This is a genomic window from Lactobacillus sp. B4007, from assembly GCF_026535895.1.
In the GTDB taxonomy this organism is placed as follows: domain Bacteria; phylum Bacillota; class Bacilli; order Lactobacillales; family Lactobacillaceae; genus Lactobacillus; species Lactobacillus panisapium.
In genome coordinates, this window is the sequence record NZ_JAFNPA010000002.1 from 366,413 (window position 1) to 389,443 (window position 23,031).

Annotated in this window: 22 protein-coding genes; 19 read left to right on the forward strand and 3 right to left on the reverse strand. The window is 39.1% G+C overall.

All coding sequences use genetic code 11. The features are described from left to right. The first annotated feature begins 364 nt into the window (after window positions 1–364). The 6 genes from J3U54_RS04875 (at window position 365) to J3U54_RS04900 (ending at window position 6,032) form a co-directional block, all read left to right on the forward strand. Window positions 365–841, forward strand: coding sequence for a LysM peptidoglycan-binding domain-containing protein (locus J3U54_RS04875; protein WP_103751585.1), 477 nt, complete (start codon window positions 365–367; stop codon window positions 839–841). A 42-nt stretch (window positions 842–883) separates the two neighbouring features. Then, entirely contained in the window at window positions 884–1,558 is a 675-nt protein-coding gene (gene cmk, locus J3U54_RS04880) for a (d)CMP kinase (RefSeq protein ID WP_103751586.1), read from the forward strand. Window positions 1,559–1,630: 72 nt separating this feature from the next. Beyond that, complete coding sequence (gene rpsA, locus J3U54_RS04885; protein ID WP_103751587.1) at window positions 1,631–2,836, forward strand: 30S ribosomal protein S1; 1,206 nt, start codon at window positions 1,631–1,633, stop codon at window positions 2,834–2,836. A gap of 64 nt (window positions 2,837–2,900) precedes the next feature. Beyond that, window positions 2,901–4,211, forward strand: coding sequence for a ribosome biogenesis GTPase Der (der, locus tag J3U54_RS04890; RefSeq protein ID WP_267385295.1), 1,311 nt, complete (start codon window positions 2,901–2,903; stop codon window positions 4,209–4,211). A 183-nt stretch (window positions 4,212–4,394) separates the two neighbouring features. Then, complete coding sequence (locus J3U54_RS04895) at window positions 4,395–4,670, forward strand: HU family DNA-binding protein (RefSeq protein WP_103751589.1); 276 nt, start codon at window positions 4,395–4,397, stop codon at window positions 4,668–4,670. Window positions 4,671–4,775: 105 nt separating this feature from the next. After that, window positions 4,776–6,032 (forward strand): tetratricopeptide repeat protein, encoded by a 1,257-nt coding sequence (locus J3U54_RS04900; protein WP_267385296.1) that lies wholly within the window; start codon window positions 4,776–4,778, stop codon window positions 6,030–6,032. Between the two features lie 38 nt (window positions 6,033–6,070). On the opposite strand, the gene J3U54_RS04905 is transcribed toward J3U54_RS04900, so the two are convergent. Further along, on the reverse strand, window positions 6,071–6,958 hold the full coding sequence (locus J3U54_RS04905) for a YitT family protein (RefSeq protein ID WP_267385297.1): 888 nt from the start codon (window positions 6,956–6,958) through the stop codon (window positions 6,071–6,073). Between the two features lie 90 nt (window positions 6,959–7,048). Between J3U54_RS04905 and J3U54_RS04910 the strand changes: the two genes are divergently transcribed. Next, the gene (locus tag J3U54_RS04910) at window positions 7,049–8,248 is read left to right on the forward strand and encodes a CCA tRNA nucleotidyltransferase (RefSeq protein WP_267385299.1); all 1,200 of its coding nucleotides are present in this window, start codon (window positions 7,049–7,051) and stop codon (window positions 8,246–8,248) included. Here J3U54_RS04910 and trhA read toward each other — a convergent pair. Further along, window positions 8,245–8,910 (reverse strand): PAQR family membrane homeostasis protein TrhA, encoded by a 666-nt coding sequence (trhA, locus tag J3U54_RS04915; protein ID WP_220221119.1) that lies wholly within the window; start codon window positions 8,908–8,910, stop codon window positions 8,245–8,247. The genes J3U54_RS04910 and trhA overlap by 4 nt on opposite strands. Window positions 8,911–9,020: 110 nt before the next feature. On the opposite strand from trhA, the gene J3U54_RS04920 reads away from it, so the two are divergent. The 11 genes from J3U54_RS04920 to J3U54_RS04970 all read left to right on the forward strand — a co-directional run bounded on the left by J3U54_RS04920 (window position 9,021) and on the right by J3U54_RS04970 (window position 20,013). After that, window positions 9,021–9,881, forward strand: coding sequence for a DegV family protein (locus tag J3U54_RS04920; RefSeq protein ID WP_220221120.1), 861 nt, complete (start codon window positions 9,021–9,023; stop codon window positions 9,879–9,881). 4 nt (window positions 9,882–9,885) lie between these two features. Then, window positions 9,886–10,116 (forward strand): YozE family protein, encoded by a 231-nt coding sequence (locus J3U54_RS04925; protein ID WP_103751595.1) that lies wholly within the window; start codon window positions 9,886–9,888, stop codon window positions 10,114–10,116. A 47-nt stretch (window positions 10,117–10,163) separates the two neighbouring features. Continuing rightward, window positions 10,164–11,003: a ribosome biogenesis GTPase YlqF gene (gene ylqF / locus J3U54_RS04930; RefSeq protein ID WP_220221121.1), complete on the forward strand. Its 840-nt coding sequence runs from the start codon at window positions 10,164–10,166 to the stop codon at window positions 11,001–11,003. After that, a complete protein-coding gene (locus J3U54_RS04935; RefSeq protein WP_103751597.1) occupies window positions 11,000–11,755 on the forward strand; it encodes a ribonuclease HII in 756 nt (251 codons plus the stop codon). Before ylqF ends, J3U54_RS04935 begins: the two co-directional genes overlap by 4 nt. A 46-nt stretch (window positions 11,756–11,801) precedes the next feature. Continuing rightward, the gene (gene dprA / locus J3U54_RS04940) at window positions 11,802–12,632 is read left to right on the forward strand and encodes a DNA-processing protein DprA (RefSeq protein ID WP_267385301.1); all 831 of its coding nucleotides are present in this window, start codon (window positions 11,802–11,804) and stop codon (window positions 12,630–12,632) included. An 82-nt stretch (window positions 12,633–12,714) separates the two neighbouring features. Further along, on the forward strand, window positions 12,715–14,820 hold the full coding sequence (gene topA / locus J3U54_RS04945) for a type I DNA topoisomerase (RefSeq protein WP_103751599.1): 2,106 nt from the start codon (window positions 12,715–12,717) through the stop codon (window positions 14,818–14,820). Between the two features lie 90 nt (window positions 14,821–14,910). After that, entirely contained in the window at window positions 14,911–16,227 is a 1,317-nt protein-coding gene (gene trmFO, locus J3U54_RS04950) for a methylenetetrahydrofolate--tRNA-(uracil(54)-C(5))-methyltransferase (FADH(2)-oxidizing) TrmFO (protein ID WP_267385304.1), read from the forward strand. A 2-nt stretch (window positions 16,228–16,229) separates the two neighbouring features. Beyond that, complete coding sequence (gene xerA, locus J3U54_RS04955) at window positions 16,230–17,156, forward strand: site-specific tyrosine recombinase/integron integrase (protein ID WP_267385307.1); 927 nt, start codon at window positions 16,230–16,232, stop codon at window positions 17,154–17,156. After that, window positions 17,156–17,680, forward strand: a complete 525-nt coding sequence (gene hslV / locus J3U54_RS04960; RefSeq protein WP_103751602.1) for an HslVU peptidase proteolytic subunit — start codon at window positions 17,156–17,158, stop codon at window positions 17,678–17,680. The genes xerA and hslV overlap by 1 nt, the downstream gene beginning before the upstream one ends. 18 nt (window positions 17,681–17,698) lie before the next feature. Further along, a complete protein-coding gene (gene hslU, locus J3U54_RS04965) occupies window positions 17,699–19,108 on the forward strand; it encodes an ATP-dependent protease ATPase subunit HslU (RefSeq protein ID WP_267385309.1) in 1,410 nt (469 codons plus the stop codon). Between the two features lie 17 nt (window positions 19,109–19,125). Further along, window positions 19,126–20,013 (forward strand): aldose 1-epimerase family protein, encoded by an 888-nt coding sequence (locus J3U54_RS04970; protein ID WP_267385310.1) that lies wholly within the window; start codon window positions 19,126–19,128, stop codon window positions 20,011–20,013. A 313-nt stretch (window positions 20,014–20,326) separates the two neighbouring features. Here J3U54_RS04970 and plsY read toward each other — a convergent pair whose 3' ends face one another. Beyond that, window positions 20,327–20,962, reverse strand: coding sequence for a glycerol-3-phosphate 1-O-acyltransferase PlsY (plsY, locus tag J3U54_RS04975; RefSeq protein WP_103751605.1), 636 nt, complete (start codon window positions 20,960–20,962; stop codon window positions 20,327–20,329). Between the two features lie 96 nt (window positions 20,963–21,058). Here plsY and parE point away from each other — a divergent pair, with 96 nt between their 5' ends. Next, the gene (parE, locus tag J3U54_RS04980; RefSeq protein ID WP_220233032.1) at window positions 21,059–23,017 is read left to right on the forward strand and encodes a DNA topoisomerase IV subunit B; all 1,959 of its coding nucleotides are present in this window, start codon (window positions 21,059–21,061) and stop codon (window positions 23,015–23,017) included. Window positions 23,018–23,031: the final 14 nt, after the last annotated feature.

Here is a 23,031-nt window from a genome sequence, read left to right on the forward strand (position 1 = left end):
AAGATCAATCAAATCTATCTTAGTTAAACCAACTTTTGAAATTATTCCTTTCAATATCTATCATGAAATTCATGTGAATTAATCTCTTTTATATATTGACCCTAATACTAACTCAAATTGTTTTGCTTGTAGAAATATTTAATTTATTCTTCAAAATGCTTATGGTGAAATTAACAAATATATAGGGAAGAAAGTAAAAGCAATAATTTTATTAAACATCGTTAATTTGCAGATTATACTTCTTAAAACATAGATACTAACTAAAACCAGTTTTTGAATTCGAATCGTTTCAATATTATTTTTTATCCATTTTATTTATTAAATATGCTAAAATTAAATTAGGTAGGTGAAGGAGGTTTTCAAATTGAATCAGAACCCGCAAGAACCGTTTAAGCATTACGAACGTCCTCATAATTCTAGGACGATGATTAATAAGTCAGGCTCGAAATACCGGCTGATCTTAATGGTTCTTATAGTTATTATTATTGCTCTTGTACCGGTTGTGCATCATTTGGCTGCAAATAGTGAAACCAGCAACCGGGTAATTGAATTGCAAAAAGCGACTAAGAAACGCAAACGGGTAACAGAAAAGAAGACTTCCACGGCTCAAATTAGTACAAAGGTTAAAGACAAGGTTAAGAAAAAAACATTATCCAAGCCTAAAGTTCAGGCAAAGGATAAGCAAACTGAAACAAAAGTTAAATATTATATAGTTCAAAGCGGTGATTCTTTAACTAGTATTGCAGATAAATTTAACTTAACGGTTAATAACTTAGCACAACTAAATCAACTTAATCCAGATGATCAAATAAATGCTGGTCAAAAGTTAAGAGTAAAGTAGTTTATAGAAAGGTTAGGGACTTCAAGTCCCTTTTTTAATGGCATGCAGATAGCAATTGATGGACCAGCTTCAGCTGGTAAAAGTACAGTCGCAAAAATTATTGCACAAAAATTGAGTTTTATTTACATTGATACTGGAGCAATGTATCGTGCCTGCACATTAATAGCACAAAAAAATAGGCTTGATTATGGTGACGAAACGGCGATCTTAGTAGCAGTTGATCAAAATCAAATTGAATTAAAAGTAGTTGATGGTGAACAAAAAGTCTTTGCAGGTAAAAATGATGTTACACAGGCAATTCGGATGCCTGAAATTTCAGCAAATGTTTCCCAGGTTTCAGCACTTTCTGGCGTTAGGAAAAAAATGGTTAGTCTTCAGCGGCAAATGGCAGGTAAGATGAATGTCGTAATGGATGGTCGTGATATCGGCACAACAGTTTTACCTCACGCAGAAGTGAAAATTTTTTTGGTAGCTTCAGCAAAGTCTCGTGCCCAAAGAAGAATGCTTGACTTAAAGCAGCGCGGAATAAAAAGTAGTCAAACATTGGCAGAGATTGAAGAAAGTATTAAGCAACGTGATTACAAGGATTCTCATCGCAAAATTTCACCGTTAAAAAAGGCGCCAGATGCGGTTGAAATTGATACGACTAAGATGAGTATTGAACAAGTTGTTGACGCAATTTTGGCTGAAATTGCTAAAAGTCAAAAAAATATTTAAAAAAGGTGCTAAAACAGTAGAAAAATATCTCACTTTCATTTAAAATTAGATTATGATATTGGGAGGTAAATAATGTCAGAAAACAGTAATCAATTTTTAGATGCATTAAAGCAAATGCAAGGAGTTGAGGTCGGCGATATTGTAGATGTTGAAGTATTAGACGTTGAAGAAGGTCAAATCGATGTTGGTGTTGAAAACGCTGGTGTCGAAGGTGTGATTCCACGTCGTGAATTCACTTCAGATCGCAACGTTGATCTACGCGAAGCCGTTAAGCCAGGAGACAAGTTTAAAGCTTTAGTCTTGAGAAAAGCTGGTGGAGACAAGGAGAACGGTGAGTTCTTCTTCTCAGTAACTCGTCTTAAGGAAAGAGAAGCTTACGACGAATTGCAAAAAGACTTTGAAGCAGGTAAAACAATCGAAGGTACTGTTACTTCATCAGTACGTGGTGGTTTATTAGTTGATGTTGGTACAAGAGGATTCTTACCAGCTTCACTTATTTCTAACCGCTATGTTTCTGATCTTAAACCATACATTGGCAAGACAATGAAGCTTAAGATTACAGAAATTGATCCAAGCAAGAACCGTCTGATTCTTTCTCACAAGGATTTAATTGAAGAAGAACGTGAAGAAGCCTTTGATAAAGTAGCATCACAATTAGTTGTTGGTGATGTAGTAGAAGGCAAAGTTTCTCGTTTGACCAACTTTGGTGCTTTTGTTGATGTTGGTGGTGTAGACGGTTTAGTTCACATCTCTGAAATTTCTTACAAGCACGTTGACAAGCCTAGTGATGTATTAAAGGCTGGTCAAGATGTTAAAGTTAAAGTTATTGGTATCGATGATGACAGACACCGCATCTCCCTTTCAATCAAGCAAACTGAACCTTCCCCATTTGAACAAGCTACAGCTGAATTACACGAAGGCGACATTTTTGAAGGTGAAGTTAAGTCTTTAACTAACTTTGGTGCCTTTGTAGAAGTTGCTGATGGCATTCAAGGCTTGGTCCACGTTTCTGAAATATCATATAAACACGTTGACAAACCTAGTGATGTTCTTGAAGTTGGACAAACAGTTAAGGTTAAAGTTTTGAACATTGACCCTAATGAACGTAGAATTTCACTTTCAATGAAGGCTGCTGATTCTAAAGGTTCTGAAAATGAAGGATCTCATTCGCACAGTTCATACAACAGAAACTCTGTTAACAAGAAATACATGAACAACGATGACAGTGGCTTTGCTTTAGGTGACATTATTGGTGACCAATTGAAAGATCGTCGTTAGTTGTAAATTTAATGAGCCGACTTTTTAAGTCGGCTTTTTTTATTATTAAAAGGAGGCTGAAAATATGGTTTTACCTGTAGTTGCAATTGTAGGACAACCAAATGTTGGTAAATCTACTCTTTTCAACCGGATTATTAATGAGCGTTTGGCAATTGTAGAAGATAAGCCCGGCGTTACCCGTGACCGCAATTATGCCCAAGCTGAATGGATGGGACATAAATTTGACTTAATTGATACTGGCGGTATTACTTGGGAAAATGGCCGAATCGAAGATGAGATTCGTGCCCAAGCAGAAATAGCTATTGAAGAGGCAGAAGTGATTGTAATTTTAACTAGTGTTACTAATCACTTAACCGATTTAGATGAGCGAATTTCGCAAATGCTTTATCAAACAAAAAAGCCGGTTATATTAGCGGTTAATAAAACAGATAATCCTGAACAAAGAATGGATATTTATGATTTTTACAGTTTAGGTTTCGGGGATCCAATTCCCATTTCTAGTGTTCACGGAACGGGAATTGGTGATTTACTTGACCGAATTGTTAGTGAACTACCAAAAGATCTAGCTAAAGATGATGATGACCAGATTTCGTTCAGTGTAATCGGGCGACCAAACGTTGGTAAATCATCGATTGTCAATAGTTTACTCGGACAAAAGCGGGTAATTGTCAATAATGAGGAGGGAACAACTCGTGATGCTGTAGATACCCCTTTTATTAGCGAAGATGGTACAAAATACCGAATTGTTGATACAGCTGGAATCAGACGACGAGGCAAAGTCTATGAAAAAACTGAGAAGTATTCGGTAATGCGTGCAATGAGTGCGATCGAGCACTCTAATATCGTCTGCTTGGTTCTTGATGCTAGTACCGGCATTAGGGAACAAGATAAACATGTTGCTGGGTACGCACATGAGGCTGGACGCGGCATTATTATTGTCGTTAACAAATGGGATTTACCGAAGAAGAACAGTAATAGTGGTAAAGATTTTGAACGAGTTATTCGTGAAGAATTCCAGTATCTAGACTATGCGCCTATTTTATTCGTTTCAGCAAAAACGGGCCAAAACTTGGAGCAAATTCCGAAGATGGTTAAGCAGGTTCACCAAAACCAGACTCAAAGAATTAAATCCAGTGTTTTAAATGATCTCCTGCTCGAAGCTAGCAAGTTGGTACCAACACCAATGGTACGAGGAAAACGCCTTAGAGTTTATTATATGACTCAGGTGTCTACAAATCCGCCCACTTTTGTGGTGTTTGTAAATGATCCAGAATTAATGCATTTTTCCTATGAGCGATTTTTAATAAATCAATTACGTGATAACTTTGATTTTACTGGCACACCAATTAAGGTTATTGCACGTAAAAGAAAATAGTTTGTATCTAGCAAATAGATAAAAATGACAATTTTCGGCTAAATTGCTTGTTGTACTATGGCTTTTGTGCTATTTTGAAACAAGGAAAGAATGATTAGTCATGATCATTGTTCCTTGTTTCTCTGATGAGGAATAAGTAAAGAATCTCTGTTATGAGATTCATTTTTGGGAGGTGAATTTTCTATGGCAAATAAAGCAGAATTAGTTACTGAAGTTGCTTCAAAAACTAAGTTAACTAAAAAGGATGCAGCTACAGCTGTTGATGCAATTTTCAGTTCGATCCAAGAGGATCTTTCAAAAGGTAAAAAAGTTCAATTGATTGGCTTTGGTACTTTTGAAGTGCGTAAGCGTGCAGCTAGAAAAGGACGTAACCCACAAACTGGTGATGAAATTGAAATTCCAGCTAGTGTTGTTCCTGCATTTAGACCTGGTAAAGCTCTTAAAGAAGCTGTTAAATAAGCTGATTAGTTTTATCCAAAAAGATGGTGGCCATAATGCCATCATCTTTTTGTTTGTACTTTTATCTAAAATGAACACGATGAATCTGAGACAGGAAGGAAAATTATGAGCTATTCAGAAGAGTTGCTAGATTCAATTCAAAAACAAGATTTTTCCAAAGAAAAAATTTTATTAAAAAAGGCTCTAGATGAAGATGAACCAGAAATTTTGGCTTCCTTAGCCGAAAATTTAACTGGCTTAGGTTTTACTGACATAGCCAAAGAAGTTTACCGTAGTTTAATTGCGCGTTTTCCAAAAGAAGACCTTTTCAAAATTTATCTCGCTGAAATTCTGTTGAACGATGGTAAAGACGATGATGGACTGTCACTTCTTTATGCAATTCCAGAAGACTCATCCGCTTATTTGGATAGCCTATTAGTCCAAGCGGATTACTATCAAACTAATGGCTTGCTTGAGACGGCGTATAGCAAGCTCCTAAAGGCCGCTAAAGTGGCACCTGAAGAAGATGTCGTAAAGTTTGGATTAGCTGAACTAGACTATCTTAGTGGCCGTTATGAGCAAGCCTTAGATTTGTATCAGGATTTATTAAAAAGACACAAAAACTTTAGTGAGATTAACCTAAATGACCGTCTGTTTCAGACTCTAGCTAAGTTGGGCCGCTATGAAGAAGCAAGTGAAGTAATTGAAAAACACGCGAGTGAACTGTTAGACATTGACAGTAAGTACCAAGCAGCCTTAGTTATGTTAGCGGTCAATAAAGACGATCAGGCAATCAAATACCTAGATGAAGTGATTGACCAAAGTCCTGATTACGTGAATGCATATCGGCTGTTGGCGTCTGCTTATGAACACAAAAATGATAATGACCAAGTTTTACGGTCAGCACAAGCAGGAATCGCATATAACGAGCTTGATGCATCTTTATACGCAATTGGGGCAAAAGCTGCTGTTAAGCTTAATGAATTTGACACCGCTGAGGAATTGCTCAAAAAGGGCTTGAAATTTTTACCTGAAAACGTTGATTTACGTTTACAACTATCAGATTTATATTTAAAGGAAAATAAGCACCAAGAAAACTTAGAATTATTTAGTAAAATACCTGATAATGAATTAGAGCCACAAGCACATTGGAACATGGCTCTTTCTTACGAGGCTCTTGAGCAGACTGAAAAGGCTAAAAGTGAGTTTTTACTTGTTTATCCCGAATTTCAGGATAATACCGCTTTTTTACGACAAATGATTCTCTTTTTTAATGCTGAACCCAATTCAACTACCATTGTTCAAGAATTATTAAATCGTTATTTGAAATTTGAACCAGAGGATACAGAAATGCAGGATTTAGCTAATAATTTACTTGATTAGCAGAACTAAAAAAGATCGCATATCAGAATGCGATCTTTTTATTTGCGGATAATAAAGTGACGTTGCTTTTGTTTGTAAGTAAAGCCTTCTCCCAGTGCTTCGTGAACTTCAATTACGCTCACAAATGCTTTGGGGTCTTCGGCGCTAATTAATTCTTTCACGGCAGGTATTTCACGTGGCGAAACGACTAAATAGATTACTGGACGATTAACTTTACTATAACCACCCCGAGCTTCGAAATAGGTAAAACCGCGATCAAGTTTTAAATCAATCATCTGCGCGATTTGCTGGTACTGATCTGATATTATTAGTAAACCACGAGCGGAGTAGGCTCCTTGTTGGACAGCATCCATTACGCGTGAAAGGATAAAAGATGCCACCAGCGTATACATAATGTGCTTTAAGTCTAAATAAGTTAGCGATGCAAACAAGACCAGCGCATCGCAGAATAAAAGCACCTTGCCAGAAGACATGCCGCATTTTAATTGACAAATTCGGGTAATGATATCAGTCCCGCCTGAAGTGCCATTATACCTAAATACTAATCCTAGACCTATTCCAGAGAGGGTTCCCGCTAAAATCGCTGACAAGAAGAGGTCGTGTTCCAAGTTTAATTGATATATAATAGGTATCAAGCGCCAAAACCATAGGAAAAAAGAGAGCCAAAGAGTTCCCCAAATTGTGTAAGTCAAGAGTCGCTTACCCATAAAGCGATATCCCAAAAATATTAGTGGGATATTTAAAATAAGCGAGGAAAGCCCCATATTGATGCCCCAAAAGTGTCTAAGAAGCAAAGTAATACCGCTGATACCGCCATCTGTTAACTGATTAGGTGCGGAAATCATGTCTAAACTTAAGCCATAAATGGCGCAACCTAGCATGATCATAAATAGTTCTAGAATGTTTTTTCTAGTATTTTTTTGCATGATGATTATTATCTTTCTATTCAATCTTTGACGCTATAAACTTACCACATTTTCTAATGAAAAACACTATACAAATGAGTTGATTATCTGATGAAAAAAATAAATGATTTACCCCAAATTTTTGTTGCTGCGATTCCCGTACTTGAAAAGCTTGAAGAAGCGGGTTTTGAAGCATACTTTGTTGGTGGTTCAATTCGTGATTTGCTTTTAAAACGACATATTCATGATATTGATATTGCCAGCAGTGCATATCCTGAAGAAGTTAAACGATTATTTCCCAAAACGATCGATACTGGCATTAAGCATGGCACCGTAACTGTCTTATACAATGGTAGTAGTTATGAAATAACAACGTTTCGAACCGAATCAGGTTACCAGGATTTTCGCCGCCCTGATCATGTTACCTTTGTTAGGAGTCTCAAAGAGGACTTAAAGCGGCGTGATTTTACTATTAATGCGTTAGCAATGAATACTAAAGGCGAAATTGTTGATCTATTCAATGGCTTAGATGATTTACACCACCATCTAATTAAAGCCGTTGGTGATCCTTTAGAACGCTTTCACGAGGACGCATTGCGCATGATGCGGGCAGTCCGCTTTATGAGTCAATTACAATTCGACTTGGAAGAGCAAACTGAAGAGGCTATTCGACAACTCCATTATTTGTTACCTAAAATTTCGGTTGAACGAATCCGTGACGAGTTTATCAAAATGGGGACTGGACCAAATTCAAGAAAGGCATTTGCAGTCTTCTTGGATACAGAATTAAGCGAAGGAGCGCCCGATTTTGCCGGTAAGAAAGATTTACTAGCAATTTACCCCAGCTTGAAGTTTGATCCTATTTTAGAATCAAGTCTTTGGGCCGTGATTATCATTTTACTGAAAATAGCTAACAATGAAATTGGCCAATTTATGCGCGATTGGAAAAATTCCAATGCAATGACCAGCAAAGTAGAAAAAATGGTTGATTTGTTTGACCTGCTTTCAGAACGTGCCCCAACGGATTATGAACTTTTTGAAGCAGGCAAAGAAACATTATTGAATACAATTGATGTTGCGCAAATTTTGGGGCAGCCAATTAATTCTGAGGCTTTAGTTGACCGCTATATGGCGTTACCAATTAAGTCTTCTTCTGAACTAGTAATTGATGGTCGCTTTTTAATCGCTGCCGGTGTTAATCCGGGCCCTAAACTAGGTGAACTACTTACAGACATTAAGAAAAAAGTGATTGCCGGTGAATTGGAAAATTCACGTGAGGCAATCACCGCATTTTTAGGTAATGAATTTTAAACATAAAATAAAACAGCAAAATACATCAAAGCTGAACCGAGAAGAACAAACAGATGCCAGACAACATGAATAAAGGGAACGTTTTTCATGGTATAAAGCAGTGCCCCAACGGTATAAGCAATTCCGCCGCCAACGAGGAGCCAAAAGCCGTTAGGACTCAAGCGGACATATAGGTATTTGCCAGCTAAAATAACCAGCCACCCCATACCAACATATAAAACCGTATCCAAAATGACATGCTTGCCCCGGTTAAAAATATAGTAGATGATTCCAAAGATTGCGATTAGCCAAATGAGGCTAAACAGCAGCCAGCCCCATTTGCCCCCGATAGCTACTAGTGCAAAGGGCGTATACGAGCCACCGATTAAAAGGTAGATAGAGGAATGGTCAAAAATTTGGAAAACATTTCGTGCTTTGGTAAAAATTAAGCTATGAAATAACGTCGAAAATAAATATAAAATCAATAAACAGCTGCCATAAATGGCAAAGGTAAAAAGCCTTATGGTGCTATGCATTGATACTGCCTTTAAAATTAATAAAATTAAGCCAACAATTGCTAAGCAAAAACCGATTCCGTGGGTAACCGCACTAAGCGTGTTATCTAATACGTAATAGTTTTTGCTTTTTTTAGTTGGCTCCTGCCAAAGTTCTTTTAATTTCATTATGAAAAAAGATATTCACTTTCTTTTTTTTGTTATAATAATTTATAATTGATACAATTCACATTCTATCATACAATGTGAACAGCAATTCAGAATTGAGGTCGAGTAGGTTGTCAGAAATAAAAATTTTGACCGATTCTTCTGCACAGTTAACGCCAGAAGAAATTGAAAAATATCATATAACAGTTGTACCATTATCCGTAACAGTTGGTGGAAAGACATATCTTGATGGCGTTGAAATCACCAGGCAAGAATTTGTTGAAAAAATGAGTCAGGCAGAAGATCTGCCTAAAACAAGTCAACCACCAATCGGCAGATTAGTAGATACAATTAAGGACTTAACGGCTGATGGGAGTGAAGTCGTTGGCATCTTTTTGGCTAAAGCACTTAGCGGAACGGTTGATGCTGCCAGACAAGCAGTCGAATTAAGTGGCAAGTCGGATCTAGTTCATGTTGTTGACTCTGAACTGACTGATCGGGCTGAAGGCTTGCAAGTTTTGGCTGCCGCTCGCGATGTTGCAGCTGGGAAACAAGTTCCAGAAATTTTAACTCACCTTGAAAATATCAAGAAAACTCAGCGTTTGCGAATGATGATTGTCAACCTGGAAAATGTGATCAAAGGTGGACGGTTAGGGCCAATCTCAGGTAAGATTGCTAATTTGCTGAATATTAGAATCGAGTTACAAATGCCGCACGGTGAATTAAAAGTAGCCAAAAAAGGGCGCGGCAAGAAATTCACGATGGCATTTGACCAGCGTGTCCTAGATGATATTGAGGCTAATAAAGAAAAAATTAAAGAAGTTGGTATTTCCTACGTATCACTCAATGGTGTACCACAGCGTTTGCTTGATTTTGCCCAAAAAATTAAGGACATTAATTCTAAAATTGATGTGTTGGTACGCGAAACTAGCCCAATAATTGCTACACACGCGGGCATGGATGCATACGCAATTTTATATTATACGGAGTAATTAATTGGCATATCGAGAAAGTTTTTACCGTTACTTAATGACGTTACGGGATGCAGATTCCACCGATCCTGTCGTGCAATTTGCAAATAATGCACAAAATGATCAAACTTTTCCTAAGCAAGAGCAAAATTATGAAAAGCTATCGGAGTATCTTGAGCTAAATGCGGGCTATTTACCGAGCATGAGCATTTTTGATCAAGCTTATCAGATGTATCACGATAAAATGATGTATTAACAAAGGCTCCTTCTTGGGGCCTTTTTAGTGTAAAGAAGGCAAAAACAATGGCTAAAATTCAATGGTATCCTGGTCACATGAACAAGGCTCGCAATCAACTTGAGGACAAAATGGGATTAATTGATGTTCTGGTTGAAGTACTTGATGCGAGAATTCCTGAGTCATCTAGAAATCCGATGATTGAAGACTTAGTTGGCGATAAACCGCACTTAATTATTTTAAATAAAGCTGACTTGGCCGACCCGGTAATGACTAAAATCTGGCAGAAAAAATTGAGTGGCAAAGGCAAGGTGGTGATGGCACTGGACTCTTTGCATAATACTAATATGCAGGTTTTAGTTCGGATGGTGAAAAAAGCAGCAAGCGCTAAAATTGCTAAATTGGAAGCAAAAGGTGCAGCCAATCCGGTTATTCGCATTGCTCTGGCAGGTATCCCTAACTGTGGTAAGTCGACCATTATTAATCGTTTGGTTGGCCGCAATGTAGCGGCCGTGGGTAATAAGCCTGGTGTAACCAAGGGCCAAACTTGGTTAAAGACGCAATCTAACATTCAGATTTTAGATACTCCCGGAATTTTATGGCCTAAGTTTGAAGATCAGGACGTTGGCTATAAGCTTGCCGCCTTTGGCGCAATTAAAGATAGTATTTTTAGTGCTGATGATGTTGCGCTATTTTTACTTGCCAGGTTGCGTGAACATTATTTGGGCGATGTGGCAAAGTTTGCGCGGACAACTAAGGAACAAGTAGGCCGAATCAATGATACAGATTTGCTCTTAGCCCTTACCGAAGAATACGGGATGCGTGACGACTATGATCGCTTTTCTCTGTATCTTCTCCAACGCCTGCGTAAAGGCAAAGTAGGAAGGATTACATTAGATCGACCATGACAATCAATGAAATAAAAACTTTATTAACCCAGGAAAAACTTCCCGCAGAAACAATCACCCAGTTGGCGCAAGATCCAAGAGCAGGCGTTCAGAAATTACTGGTTAGCTATCAAAAGCGTCAGGCTAAATTAGCAAGTAAAAAAGCAGCGTTTGAAAAGCGGTTTGATTATGAGCGCCAATTTTGGGCTAAAAAGCAAGTAGTGGCCGGTGTCGATGAAGTTGGTCGTGGACCTTTGGCTGGTCCGGTGGTGACAGCTGCCGTCGTTATTGACCAGGATTTTGATCTGATCGATGTGAATGATTCGAAAAAACTAAGTGCTAAAAAAAGATGCGAACTTTATCCTAAAATTTTTGAAGAAGCAGTCAGTGTCGCTGTCGGCCTCAAAGACGCTGAGGTAATAGATAAAGTAAATATTTATGAAGCAGATCGATTGGCTATGGCACAGGCCGTCAATAATTTAGATTGTTCCGTTGATGCTTTGCTTGTTGATGCGATGGATGTGCCGGTTGCTCTTCCGCAAGTGAAGTTAATTAAAGGGGATGCAAAGTCTAATTCGATTGCTGCCGCTTCAATTGTTGCCAAGGTTTTTCGTGATAAGCTAATGGCAGATTATGCTAAAATCTATCCCGAATATCACTTTGAAGTCAACGCTGGCTATGGTACTAAAGAGCATTTGGCCGCTATCAGGCAGTATGGCCCATCACCAATTCACCGCAAAACATTTGCACCTGTCAGTGAGTTTTATCAATAAAAAATTTCCCTCCTTTTTTACGTATATGTAGATAGGGAGGTTTTTTATGAAAACAACAAATTTTCTTTTGCGTTTAAAATTACAAAAAGGAATTGGTTATGTTAAGATGTTAAAAATTGCTAGTCAACTAGATACAGCTGATGTCAATCTTAAAGCGCTGATGAAAATGGACTTGCCTAGCAATTTAAAAAGAGCGAGTTTAGCTGCTTATAATGATGATCAGGCAGAGATTTACGTAAACCGAATCAAAAAGCAGTGTCAGGTTATTAGCTTTTTTGACGATGTGTATCCGGAGCAATTGCGCCAAATTTACCGGCCGCCGTTAGTTTTGTTTGCTCAGGGAGATGTTAATCTCTTACAGCAAAAAATTGTGACAATAGTGGGTTCACGCATGGCAACGTCATATAGTCGTTCAGTTTTGACCAAATTGGTTCCCCATCTTGTTAAAAAAGGCTGGGTGATTGCTAGTGGCTTGGCTAAGGGCGTTGACGTGATGGCGCACAAGGCAGCACTAACTAGTGAAGGTAAAACAATCGCGGTAGTTGGTAATGGCTTAAATCATTTTTATCCGCTCAGTAATTATCACGTTCAAGAACAAATTATCCGCCGTGGCCTAATTCTTAGCGAGTATTTGCCTGACACGCCGCCAAGACCCTTTCGTTTTCCGCAAAGAAATCGGATATTAGCTGGTATTGCCCAAAAAGTAATTGTTACCGAGGCGCAGGAAAAATCCGGTTCACTGATTACAGCGAACCTGGCATTACAGGAAAATCGCGATATTTATGCGGTTCCGGGACCAATTGACAATGAGCTTTCTGCTGGGCCAAACAAGCTGATTGCCGCGGGGGCGATTCCGATAACTGATTATCAGTTATAACTTGAAAGATTTGACAATTTGCGGGTAAATATACTATTGTCAGACTAGTATTTTAAAAAAGAATTTAATGAGGAGGCTTTTGATGCCAACAAAATCAAAGCCAAAAAAACGTAAAAAAACATTGGTGATCGTTGAGTCGCCAGCTAAGGCGAAGACTATTGAAAAATATCTCGGACGTAATTATCGCGTCATTGCATCGAAAGGCCATATTCGTGATTTACCTAAGTCACAAATGGGAATTGATTTTGATCATGATTACAAACCGAAATATATTTCGATTCGGGGTAAAGGCGATACGATTAAAGAATTAAAATCTGAAGCTAAGAAAGCTAAAGATGTTTACCTAGCATCTGACCCCGATCGTGAAGGAGAAGCAATTGCGTGGCATGTGGCTCATGCCTTAAATCTGGATGATACGGCTAAGAACCGGGTTACTTTTAACGAAGTTACCAAGGATGCTGTTAAAAATAGTTTTAAAAATCCCCGTGCCATTGATATGGATACGGTAAATGCTCAGCAGGCCAGAAGAATCCTAGATCGAATTGTAGGTTATTCTTTATCGCCAATCCTTTGGGATAAGGTGAAAAAAGGACTTAGTGCAGGACGTGTTCAGTCTGTTGCTCTTAAGTTGGTAATTGACCGTGAAAAGGAAATTAAAAACTTTAAGCCAGAAGAATACTGGACAATTGATGCCGAATTCAAAAAGAAAACTAAGGCGTTTAAGGCACAATTCTGGGGCGTCGATGGCAAAAAGCAGGACTTGCCGAATAATGAAGCCGTGCAAAAGGTTCTAGCAAAAATTGATAAAAAGCAGGCTTTTCAAGTTAATAATGTCGTTAAGCGTGAACGTCGGCGGCAACCTGCTGCACCGTTTACGACTTCAACTATGCAGCAAGAAGCTAATAAGCGTCTAAATTATCGGACGCGCAGAACCATGAGTATTGCACAGCAGTTATATGAAGGTATTAGTCTGGGCAAACAGGGCACAGTCGGTCTAATCACCTATATGAGAACGGACTCTAAAAGGACATCCCCAATCGCTCAAGCTGAAGCATCTAAGTTCCTAAATGAAAAATACGGCAAAGAATATGCTGCCAAAGGTGCAAGACACTTTAAAAATCAGGAAGATGCGCAGGATGCCCATGAAGCAATTCGGCCTACAAGTGTTTACCGGACACCTGAATCTTTAAAGGATGTTTTAACTACCGAGCAATATCGTCTTTACAAGCTGATTTGGTCCCGCTTTTTAGCCAGTGAAATGACGCCTGCTGTTTACGATACCGTAAGAGCTGACATTGAACAAAATGGGGTAATTTTCCGGACGACTGGTTCGAAAATGAAGTTTGCTGGTTTCACCAAGGTTTATGATAATTTGCAGGAAAAAAATGTAGAATTACCTGAACTAGATGATGGTGATCAAGTTAAGTTAGCAAAATCCGATAACAAGCAGCATTTTACGTTGCCACCTGCACGCTACACGGAAGCCAGCTTAGTTCATACACTAGAAGAAAATGGTGTCGGGCGTCCGTCAACCTACGCGCCAACGATCGATACGATTCAGCGTCGCTATTATGTCAAGCTTGAGGGTAAAGCAATCGTACCTACTGAATTAGGAGAAATTGTCGATAACTTAATCGAAAAATTCTTCCCGGATATTGTTAACATTGATTTTACCGCCCAATTAGAAAGCGACCTCGATAGCATTGAGGCAGGGAAGAAAAATTGGGTCAAGGTAATTGACGAATATTATCACCCGTTTAAAAAGGAATTAGATAAAGCCGAGTCAGGCATTCAAAAAGTTCAGATTAAGGATGAACCTGCTGGTTTTAACTGCGATATCTGTGGTGCCCCGATGGTGATCAAGATGGGACGCTATGGTAAGTTCTACGCCTGCTCACGTTTTCCTGATTGCCGCAATACTAAGGCAATTGTGAAAAAGGTCGGTGTAATCTGTCCGAAATGCGGTAAAGGTGATGTAGTTGAGAAGAAGTCTAAACGCAACCGCAAATTCTATGGCTGCTCTCGCTACCCTGACTGTGATTTTGTTTCCTGGGACAAGCCGATTAACCGTGTCTGCCCTAATGACGGTCATTTCTTAGTGGAAAAGAAAAACAAAAAAGGTCTGGTTATTTTATGTCCAAATGGCGACTATAAAGAAGAACCTAAGGAAGAACAGACCGCAAAATAACATTAAATTTAATTAAATATCATCAAATCACTTAGATTTGATGATATTCTTTTTATATAAGTAAATAAAAATTAGTAAAGGAATATAAATATGCCAAAAACTGTAACTGTTGTCGGTGGAGGCTTGGCGGGTAGTGAAGCCGCTTGGCAATTAGCCAAACGAGGGATTTCGGTTGATCTATATGAAATGAGACCAACTAAAATGACGCCAGCTCATAAAACCGGCGAATTAGCAGAGCTTGTTTGTACCAATTCAATGCGGTCTAATCAGCTGTCCAATGCTGTCGGGTTACTGAAAGAAGAGATGCGTCAATTGGATTCGCTTGTTTTAAAAGCGGCGGATAAAACTCAGGTTCCAGCTGGCGGAGCTCTTGCTGTTGACCGGGATGAATTTAGTGCTTACATCACCAAGACACTCCATGCACTACCCAATATTACGTTTCATGATGAAGAAATTACTGAATTGCCCCAAGATGGCATTACCATTATTGCAACTGGTCCCTTAACCAGTGATAAGTTGGCTGCTAAAATTCAGGAGTTTTCGGGAACCGAAAGTCTGCACTTTTTTGATGCAGCAGCGCCAATTGTTGCCGCCGATTCGATTGATTTAGATATTGTTTATAAAAAATCGCGCTATGATCGCGGGGATGCGGCGTACCTTAACTGCCCGATGACGCAGGAAGAATACGAGGAATTCACTCAGGAATTGGTTAATGCGGAAACAGCACAAATGCATGATTTTGAAAAAGATGATGTTTTTGAGGGATGCATGCCAATTGAAGTAATGGCTTCGCGGGGAGAAAAGACGATGCTGTTTGGCCCTCTTAAACCCGTTGGTTTAGAAGATCCTCATACTGGCAAGACGCCGTATGCGGTAGTTCAATTACGCCAAGATAACGTCGCCGCTTCAATGTACAACATTGTTGGCTTTCAAACGCACTTGAAATATGGTGAACAAAAACGAGTCTTTTCAATGATTCCGGGTTTAGCCAATGCGCGTTTCATCCGCTACGGCAAAATGCACCGTAATACTTATATGGCTTCTCCCGAAGTTTTGACTGCCAGTTATGAAGCGAAAAAACAACCGGGGTTATTTTTCGCAGGTCAAATGACGGGTGTTGAAGGTTACGTTGAAAGTGCTGGTAGTGGCTTAGTTGCCGGTATTAATGCGGCTAAGGAAGCTTTTGATGAGCCCACTGTAATTTTTCCTAAAATGACCGCTCTTGGCTCGATGGCAAATTATGTGACTACAACCAGCGTTAAACACTTTCAACCAATGAATGCCAGTTTTGCTTTGATCCCTGGTCTTGAAGGGAAAAAGATTCGGAACAAACGGGAACGGCATGAAAAAATTAGTGAGCGTAGTTTAGAAAAACTTCAAGAATTTAAGCAAAAAGAGTTGGATTAACAATGGCTGCTTTAGAAAATAGTGATGAACTAGATCTGTTTCTGTCTTATCTAAAAAACGAACGACATTATAGTCAGAAGACCATTAAGTCTTACCAAACGGATTTGCTCGAGGCAAAGTCTTTTTGGAAAAGTAATGGCGGGTTTGCTGGCTGGAAAAAGATTGAACGCCGTGATGTTGAGATTTTTTTACAAAATCTGGCAGAACGTAAGTTAGCTCGTTCAACTCAATCCCGTAAAATGTCTAGTTTAAGATCTTTTTATCGCTTTTTAACTAAGCGTAAAATTGTTAAAATAGACCCGACGCAGGCAATTGTTCTGCGGGCAAAAGAGCACAAACTGCCGCAGTTTTTTTATGCACCTGAGATGAAACAGGTTTTTGCATCGCTCAATGGCAGTGACCTGTTAACTAGGCGGAACTTAGCCATGTTTGAGTTGTTTTATACAACCGGCATGCGTGTTAGCGAAGTTAGCAATTTAACGCTTGAGCAAGTTGATTTAGATTTAAAAATTATTCTCGTGCACGGAAAGGGAAACAAAGATCGTTATGTTGCTTTTGATGAGCAAACTAAAGAGGCCTTGGCAAATTATCTGACTGATGCCCGGCCTGAGCTCATCAAAGATCACGATTGTCCTTTTGTTTTTGTCAATCATCAAGGTAAACAATTGACAACCCGGGGCATAGAATATGTTATGCAAAAAGTATTTAATGGTGCGGGGATTAACGGTAAAGTTCATCCCCATGAATTGCGACACAGCTTTGCGACAGCAATGCTGAATAATGGTGCAGATTTGCGTAGCGTACAGGAGTTATTGGGGCACATTAATTTATCAACTACCCAAATATATACGCATGTAACAATGAGTCATTTACAGGAAAACTATGAGCAATTTTTTACCCGTAATGATAAGAAAGATGAGGCAAAATAATGACAACGATTTGTTCAGTTAAATATAACGGAAAAACAGCAATTGCTGGTGACGGCCAAGTAACCTTAGGCGAAAAGGTCATTGCTAAGGCAACGGCTAAAAAAATAAGACGCATATACCATGATCGCGTCGTCATCGGCTTTGCTGGTGGTGTGGCCGATGCGGTTAGCTTGCAGGAAATGCTTGAAGGAAAGTTAGAAGCATTTGGTGGTGATTTAAGGCGTGCGGCGGTTGAAATGGCCCAAGCTTGGCGTAAGGATGCTACCTTACAAAAATTAGATGCAATGCTGATTGCCTTTAACGAAAAGGATTTATTGCTTATTTCAGGTAATGGTGAAGTGCTTGAGCCTGATGAAAATGTTGTAGCAATCGGTTCAGGTGGTAATTTTGCCCAGGCTGCTGCTATCGCGATGACGCGCCATTCTTCGGGGATGTCTGCTAGTGAAATTGCTCATGAAGCAGTTGAGATTGCTTCCGGTATCGATATTTTTACTGATGATCAGATTCATACAGATGAACTTTAAAAGTAGGTGAAATTAGTCATGGAAACAAAAACGCCAAAACAAATCGTTAGTTTATTAGACGAATATATTATCGGTCAAGACGAGGCCAAGAAGGCGGTGGCTGTTGCTTTGTACAACCGTTATCGAAGATTGCAGCTACCTAAAAAGATGCAGGAAGATATCACTCCGAAAAACTTGCTTATGGCAGGTCCAACCGGGGTAGGTAAAACTGAAATAGCTAGAAGACTTGCTCTGATTGTCAATGCTCCGTTTGTTAAGGTGGAAGCAACCAAATTTACGGAAGTCGGTTATGTTGGACGGGACGTTGAATCGATGGTACGCGACCTAGTAACTGAAGCAGTTCGAATGGAAGAAAAAGAGCAGTTTGATCGTGTACGTGTGCAGGCGGCTAAAGAAGCCAATAAGACATTGGTTCGGCTGTTAGTTCCTGGCATTAAGCACGAAAAACGGCAAAATCAAATGCAAGAATTCCAGGACATGATGTCAATGCTGATGACCAATGGTCAAAATACTGATCAAGCAGCCGATACTGACCAAGATGAAGTAACTGATGAAATTAGGAATGAACGTTTGTCAGTTGCTGAGCAGCTAAATAAGGGATTGTTAGAAGATCGGGACGTCACGATTGAAGTAGAACAAGCTCCTAAAGTTAATCCAATGAATGATATGATGAGTCAAATGGGAATGGACATGAGTTCCGTACTTAATGGCTTAGTCCCTAAAAAGCGGGTTAAACGGACGCTACCGGTTAAAGATGCCCGTGAAGTCTTGATTCAAGAAGAATCTAGAAAAATGGTTGACTACGATACAATTTACCAAAAAGCAATTGAACGGACAGCCAACAACGGAATTATTTTTATTGATGAAATTGATAAAATTACTGCTGGCAACAAAAAGACTTCGGGTGAGGTATCTCGTGAAGGTGTACAGCGTGATATTTTGCCAATCGTTGAAGGATCGACTGTTCAGACAAAGTACGGTCCGGTTTCAACTGACCATATTTTGTTCATTGCTGCAGGGGCTTTTTCTGAGTCAAAGCCAAGTGATTTGATTCCAGAACTGCAAGGACGTTTCCCAATTCGGGTTGAACTTAATGCTCTTTCAAAAGATGATTTTGTAAAAATTCTGAAGGATCCAGCTGATTCCCTACTTGAGCAATATGTTGCTTTGATGAAAGCAGATGGCATCAAGCTAATCTTTACTAAAGAAGCAGTTGACCGTATTGCACAAATTGCTTATGACGTTAACCAGGGAACAGATAATATTGGGGCTAGAAGACTGTCAACTATTCTCGAAAAGCTGCTTGAAGATGTCCTTTATGAAGGACCTGATATGACCATGGGTGAAATAACTGTAACCCAAGCATATGTTGATGAAAAACTTAGTGATATAATAACTAATAAGGATTTAACTAAGTTTATTCTGTAAAAAGGCGATGTATTATCATGGATTACACTATCAAGAACAGTATTTTACAAGTCGTCATATCAAGTACTGGCGCTGAAATTCAAAGCGTGAAGAGCCAACACAGCGGATATGAGTATATATGGCAAGCTGACCCTAATGTTTGGCAGCGTCATGCACCGGTTTTATTTCCCATCGTTGGCAAATTGCAAGATGATGAGTATACCTATCAAGGTAAAAGCTATCATATGACCCAGCATGGTTTTGCCCGGGATATGGAGTTTACTGTTGAACATCAGACCGCTGAAAGTATCACTTTTTTGTTAACTGATACGCCAGAGACATTAGCGATTTACCCGTTCAAGTTTGAACTACGGGTGAATTACAATTTGCTTAACAACTTGTTGGAGGAAAATTTCAGTGTAACCAACCGGTCTGATGGCGAAATGATTTTTGGTATTGGTGGTCATCCAGGATTTAATATTCCAACAGATGAAAAGGTAGCAAAAGAAGATTTTTACTTTAGTACCAAACCTTCGCGGGCTCGGGTTCAAATTCCGCTAAAAGGAGCATATTTGGACTGGGATAACCGCTCACTAGCATCAACTAACAGCTTGATAACTTTAAGTGATCATTTATTTAAAAATGATGCTTTAATTTTTCAATTGCGTGGTCATGATAATCGCGTTTCGCTAAAAACAGATACTAGTAATTTCCATGTAAATGTTTGGTTGCGTGATGCTCCATTTGTTGGTATTTGGTCGCAATATCCTAAAACGGCTGATTATGTTTGTATTGAGCCGTGGTGGGGGATTGCCGATCGGGCAGATACGAACCAAAAGTTAGAAGAAAAGTATGGCATGAATCATTTAGATGCTAATGCAACCTTTACCGCTGGTTTTAGTATGGCTTTTCATGATCAAGACTAGCTAGCAAATTTAGACTAAAGTTTAATAATTAACTAAAGGCGTCAAGTTAAAACTCGACGCCTTTTAATTCCCGCTAAGAATAGATTGCTGGCCCAAAAATTATTTGGTTTTAGTTTTGAAGAACATTTTTAAAGCGACTAAGAGTAAAGCTTGCGGTGGCCTTATTATGCCGCGGTCAAAAGTTGGTAGTAAGTAAGATCCAGCTCTTTACATAAATAATCCAATTTGTTTATTTTTCGCTTGCGAACTATTGTTCCCAAAAGTTATAATATAAAAGCCAGTAACTTAATTACTGGCTGTATTTATTTTAGCTTTATAACTTGTGGTGGCTTTTTTTATACCAGTACCACAACCCAAAAGGGATGATATTTTCTTGGTGGTGAATGAGCCGCTTGATGTTACTTCGGTGACGAACAAATAAAATGATCATGATGCAGCCAACAATTACCTCAAGGAAAATGTCATGAAAGAAAAAGGTAGCAATAAAAATTAATACGACTGCGATTAGACTGGATAAACTAACATACGATGTAATGAATACCAGTGGCAAGAAAATCACTGCACAGACGGCAAAGAATTTTAGGTTATAACCCAAAAACAGGCCTGCACTTGTTGCAACTGCTTTTCCACCCTTAAATTTAAGAAAAATTGAACAAGTATGTCCCAAAATAGCTAATCCACCAGAAATTAGCAATAAATATTTTGGCCCTGGAAGGTGAAACAGTCGTGGCAAGCTTGTTGCAAGTGTTCCCTTGAGAACATCAACTATCAAAACGAAACTTCCAGCAACCGGTCCAAAGACGCGAAAGGAATTTGTTGTACCGATATTACCAGAGCCATAATCACGGATATCTTCTGCGAAAAATATTTTACCGACGATTACACCTGTTGGGAAGGATCCGAGCAAGTATGCTAGAATAAATACCAGTATTAATTTAAGATTTATCATTTATATCCTACTTCCTTAATAACTAAAGCTATTTTATCAAAAATTGCTTAGTATGAGGATTAAAATAAATAAATGATTTAAACTGGAGGAGTTTATTTGGTTAAAGCAAATAAAAAAACGAATTCTTATGATGACTCATCAATCCAGATTCTTCATGGTTTAGAAGCTGTTCGTAAGCGCCCAGGAATGTACATTGGATCGACAGATATCCATGGATTAAATCAGCTCGTTTACGAAATAGTTGATAATTCAGTTGATGAGGCAATGGCCGGGTTTGGTCAAGAAATTGATGTAACCATCCATCAAGACAATAGCGTGACCGTCCGCGATTTTGGTCGTGGAATGCCCACAGGGATGCATAAATCAGGCAGACCGACAATTGAAGTCATTCTGACCGTTTTGCATGCCGGCGGTAAGTTCACGGAGCAAAACTATAAAACTTCAGGTGGACTACATGGTGTTGGTTCTTCGGTAGTTAACGCTCTTTCCAGTTATATGGATGTTAAGGTTGTTCGCGATGGCGTTGCCTATGAAGAAGAATTTAAGGATGGCGGTCATCCTGTTGGTACTTTGAAGCGTTTAGGTAAGACAAAGGAAAAAACAGGAACGACAATCACCTTTAAACCGGATGAGAAGATTTTTTCAACAACTAAATATAAGTATGAGACGATTCAGGAAAGAATTAGAGAATCTGCCTTCTTATTAAAAGGCGTTCGCTTTGTTTTGACTGATGAACGTGAGCCTGAGCATCATGATGATTTTAAGTATGACAATGGGATTGAGTCCTTTGTGTCCTACTTAAATGAAGGCAAAGATACGTTAAATGATGTTTTTTACTTTTCAGGTAAACAAGACGAAATCGAAGTCGAATTCAGTGGTCAATACAGCGACAGTTACTCTGAAAGTCTAGTTTCGTTTGTTAATAATGTGCGAACTGCTGATGGCGGTACACACGAAGTTGGTGCACGAAGCGGTTTTACGCGGGCATTTAACGATTATGCGAAAAAGCAAGGCTTATTAGGTAAAAAAGATAAAAATATTGATGGTTCCGACTACCGTGAAGGTCTAAGTGCTGTGTTATCCGTCAAGATACCAGAAGAACAACTGGAATTTGAAGGACAAACGAAGGGCAAATTAGGCACGCCGCAAGCAAGATCAGTCGTAGACGCAATTGTTTACGAAAAGATGTCTTATTACTTAATGGAAAACGGCGAATTGGCCCAGGAATTAGTGAAAAAAGCTCAGCGTGCAAGGGATGCACGTGAGGCAGCTAAAAAGGCTCGAAATGAGAGTCGAAATGGTAAAAAACGTCGGAAAAAAGAAGTACTCTCGGGTAAACTGACACCAGCACAATCACGTAATCCTAAAAAGAACGAATTGTTCCTAGTTGAGGGGGACTCAGCTGGTGGTTCAGCAAAGCAGGGACGTGACCGTCGTTTCCAAGCTATTCTGCCATTGCGTGGTAAGGTGTTAAATACGCAAAAAGCTAAATTGCAGGATATTTTTAAAAATGAAGAAATCAATACGATGATCTATACCATCGGTGCGGGAGTTGGTGCTGAATTTAATGTTGCTGATTCTAATTACGACAAAGTCATCATTATGACGGATGCCGATGACGATGGTGCGCACATTCAGATCTTGCTGTTGACTTTCTTTTACCGCTACATGCGACCAATGATTGAAAACGGCAAAGTATATATTGCTTTACCGCCTTTATACCGGTTGCAAAAGGGTCGTGGCAAGAATACTCAAGTTAAATATTCCTGGACTGATGAGGAATTGCGGGCTGACGAAGATAAGATGGGCCGCGGTTACGCTTTGCAGCGATTTAAAGGTTTGGGGGAAATGAATGCCGAGCAGTTGTGGCAGACAACAATGAACCCAGAATCTAGAATGCTTATTAGAGTTAAAATCGATGATGCAGCTTTAGCTGAACGCCGAGTTACCACGCTAATGGGCGACAAGGTCGATGCCAGAAGAAGATGGATTGAAGAAAATGTTAAGTTCAGAATGGGCGAAAATGCTTCAATCTTGGAAGAAGAAAATGAGTAAAGAGGTTTTTAATT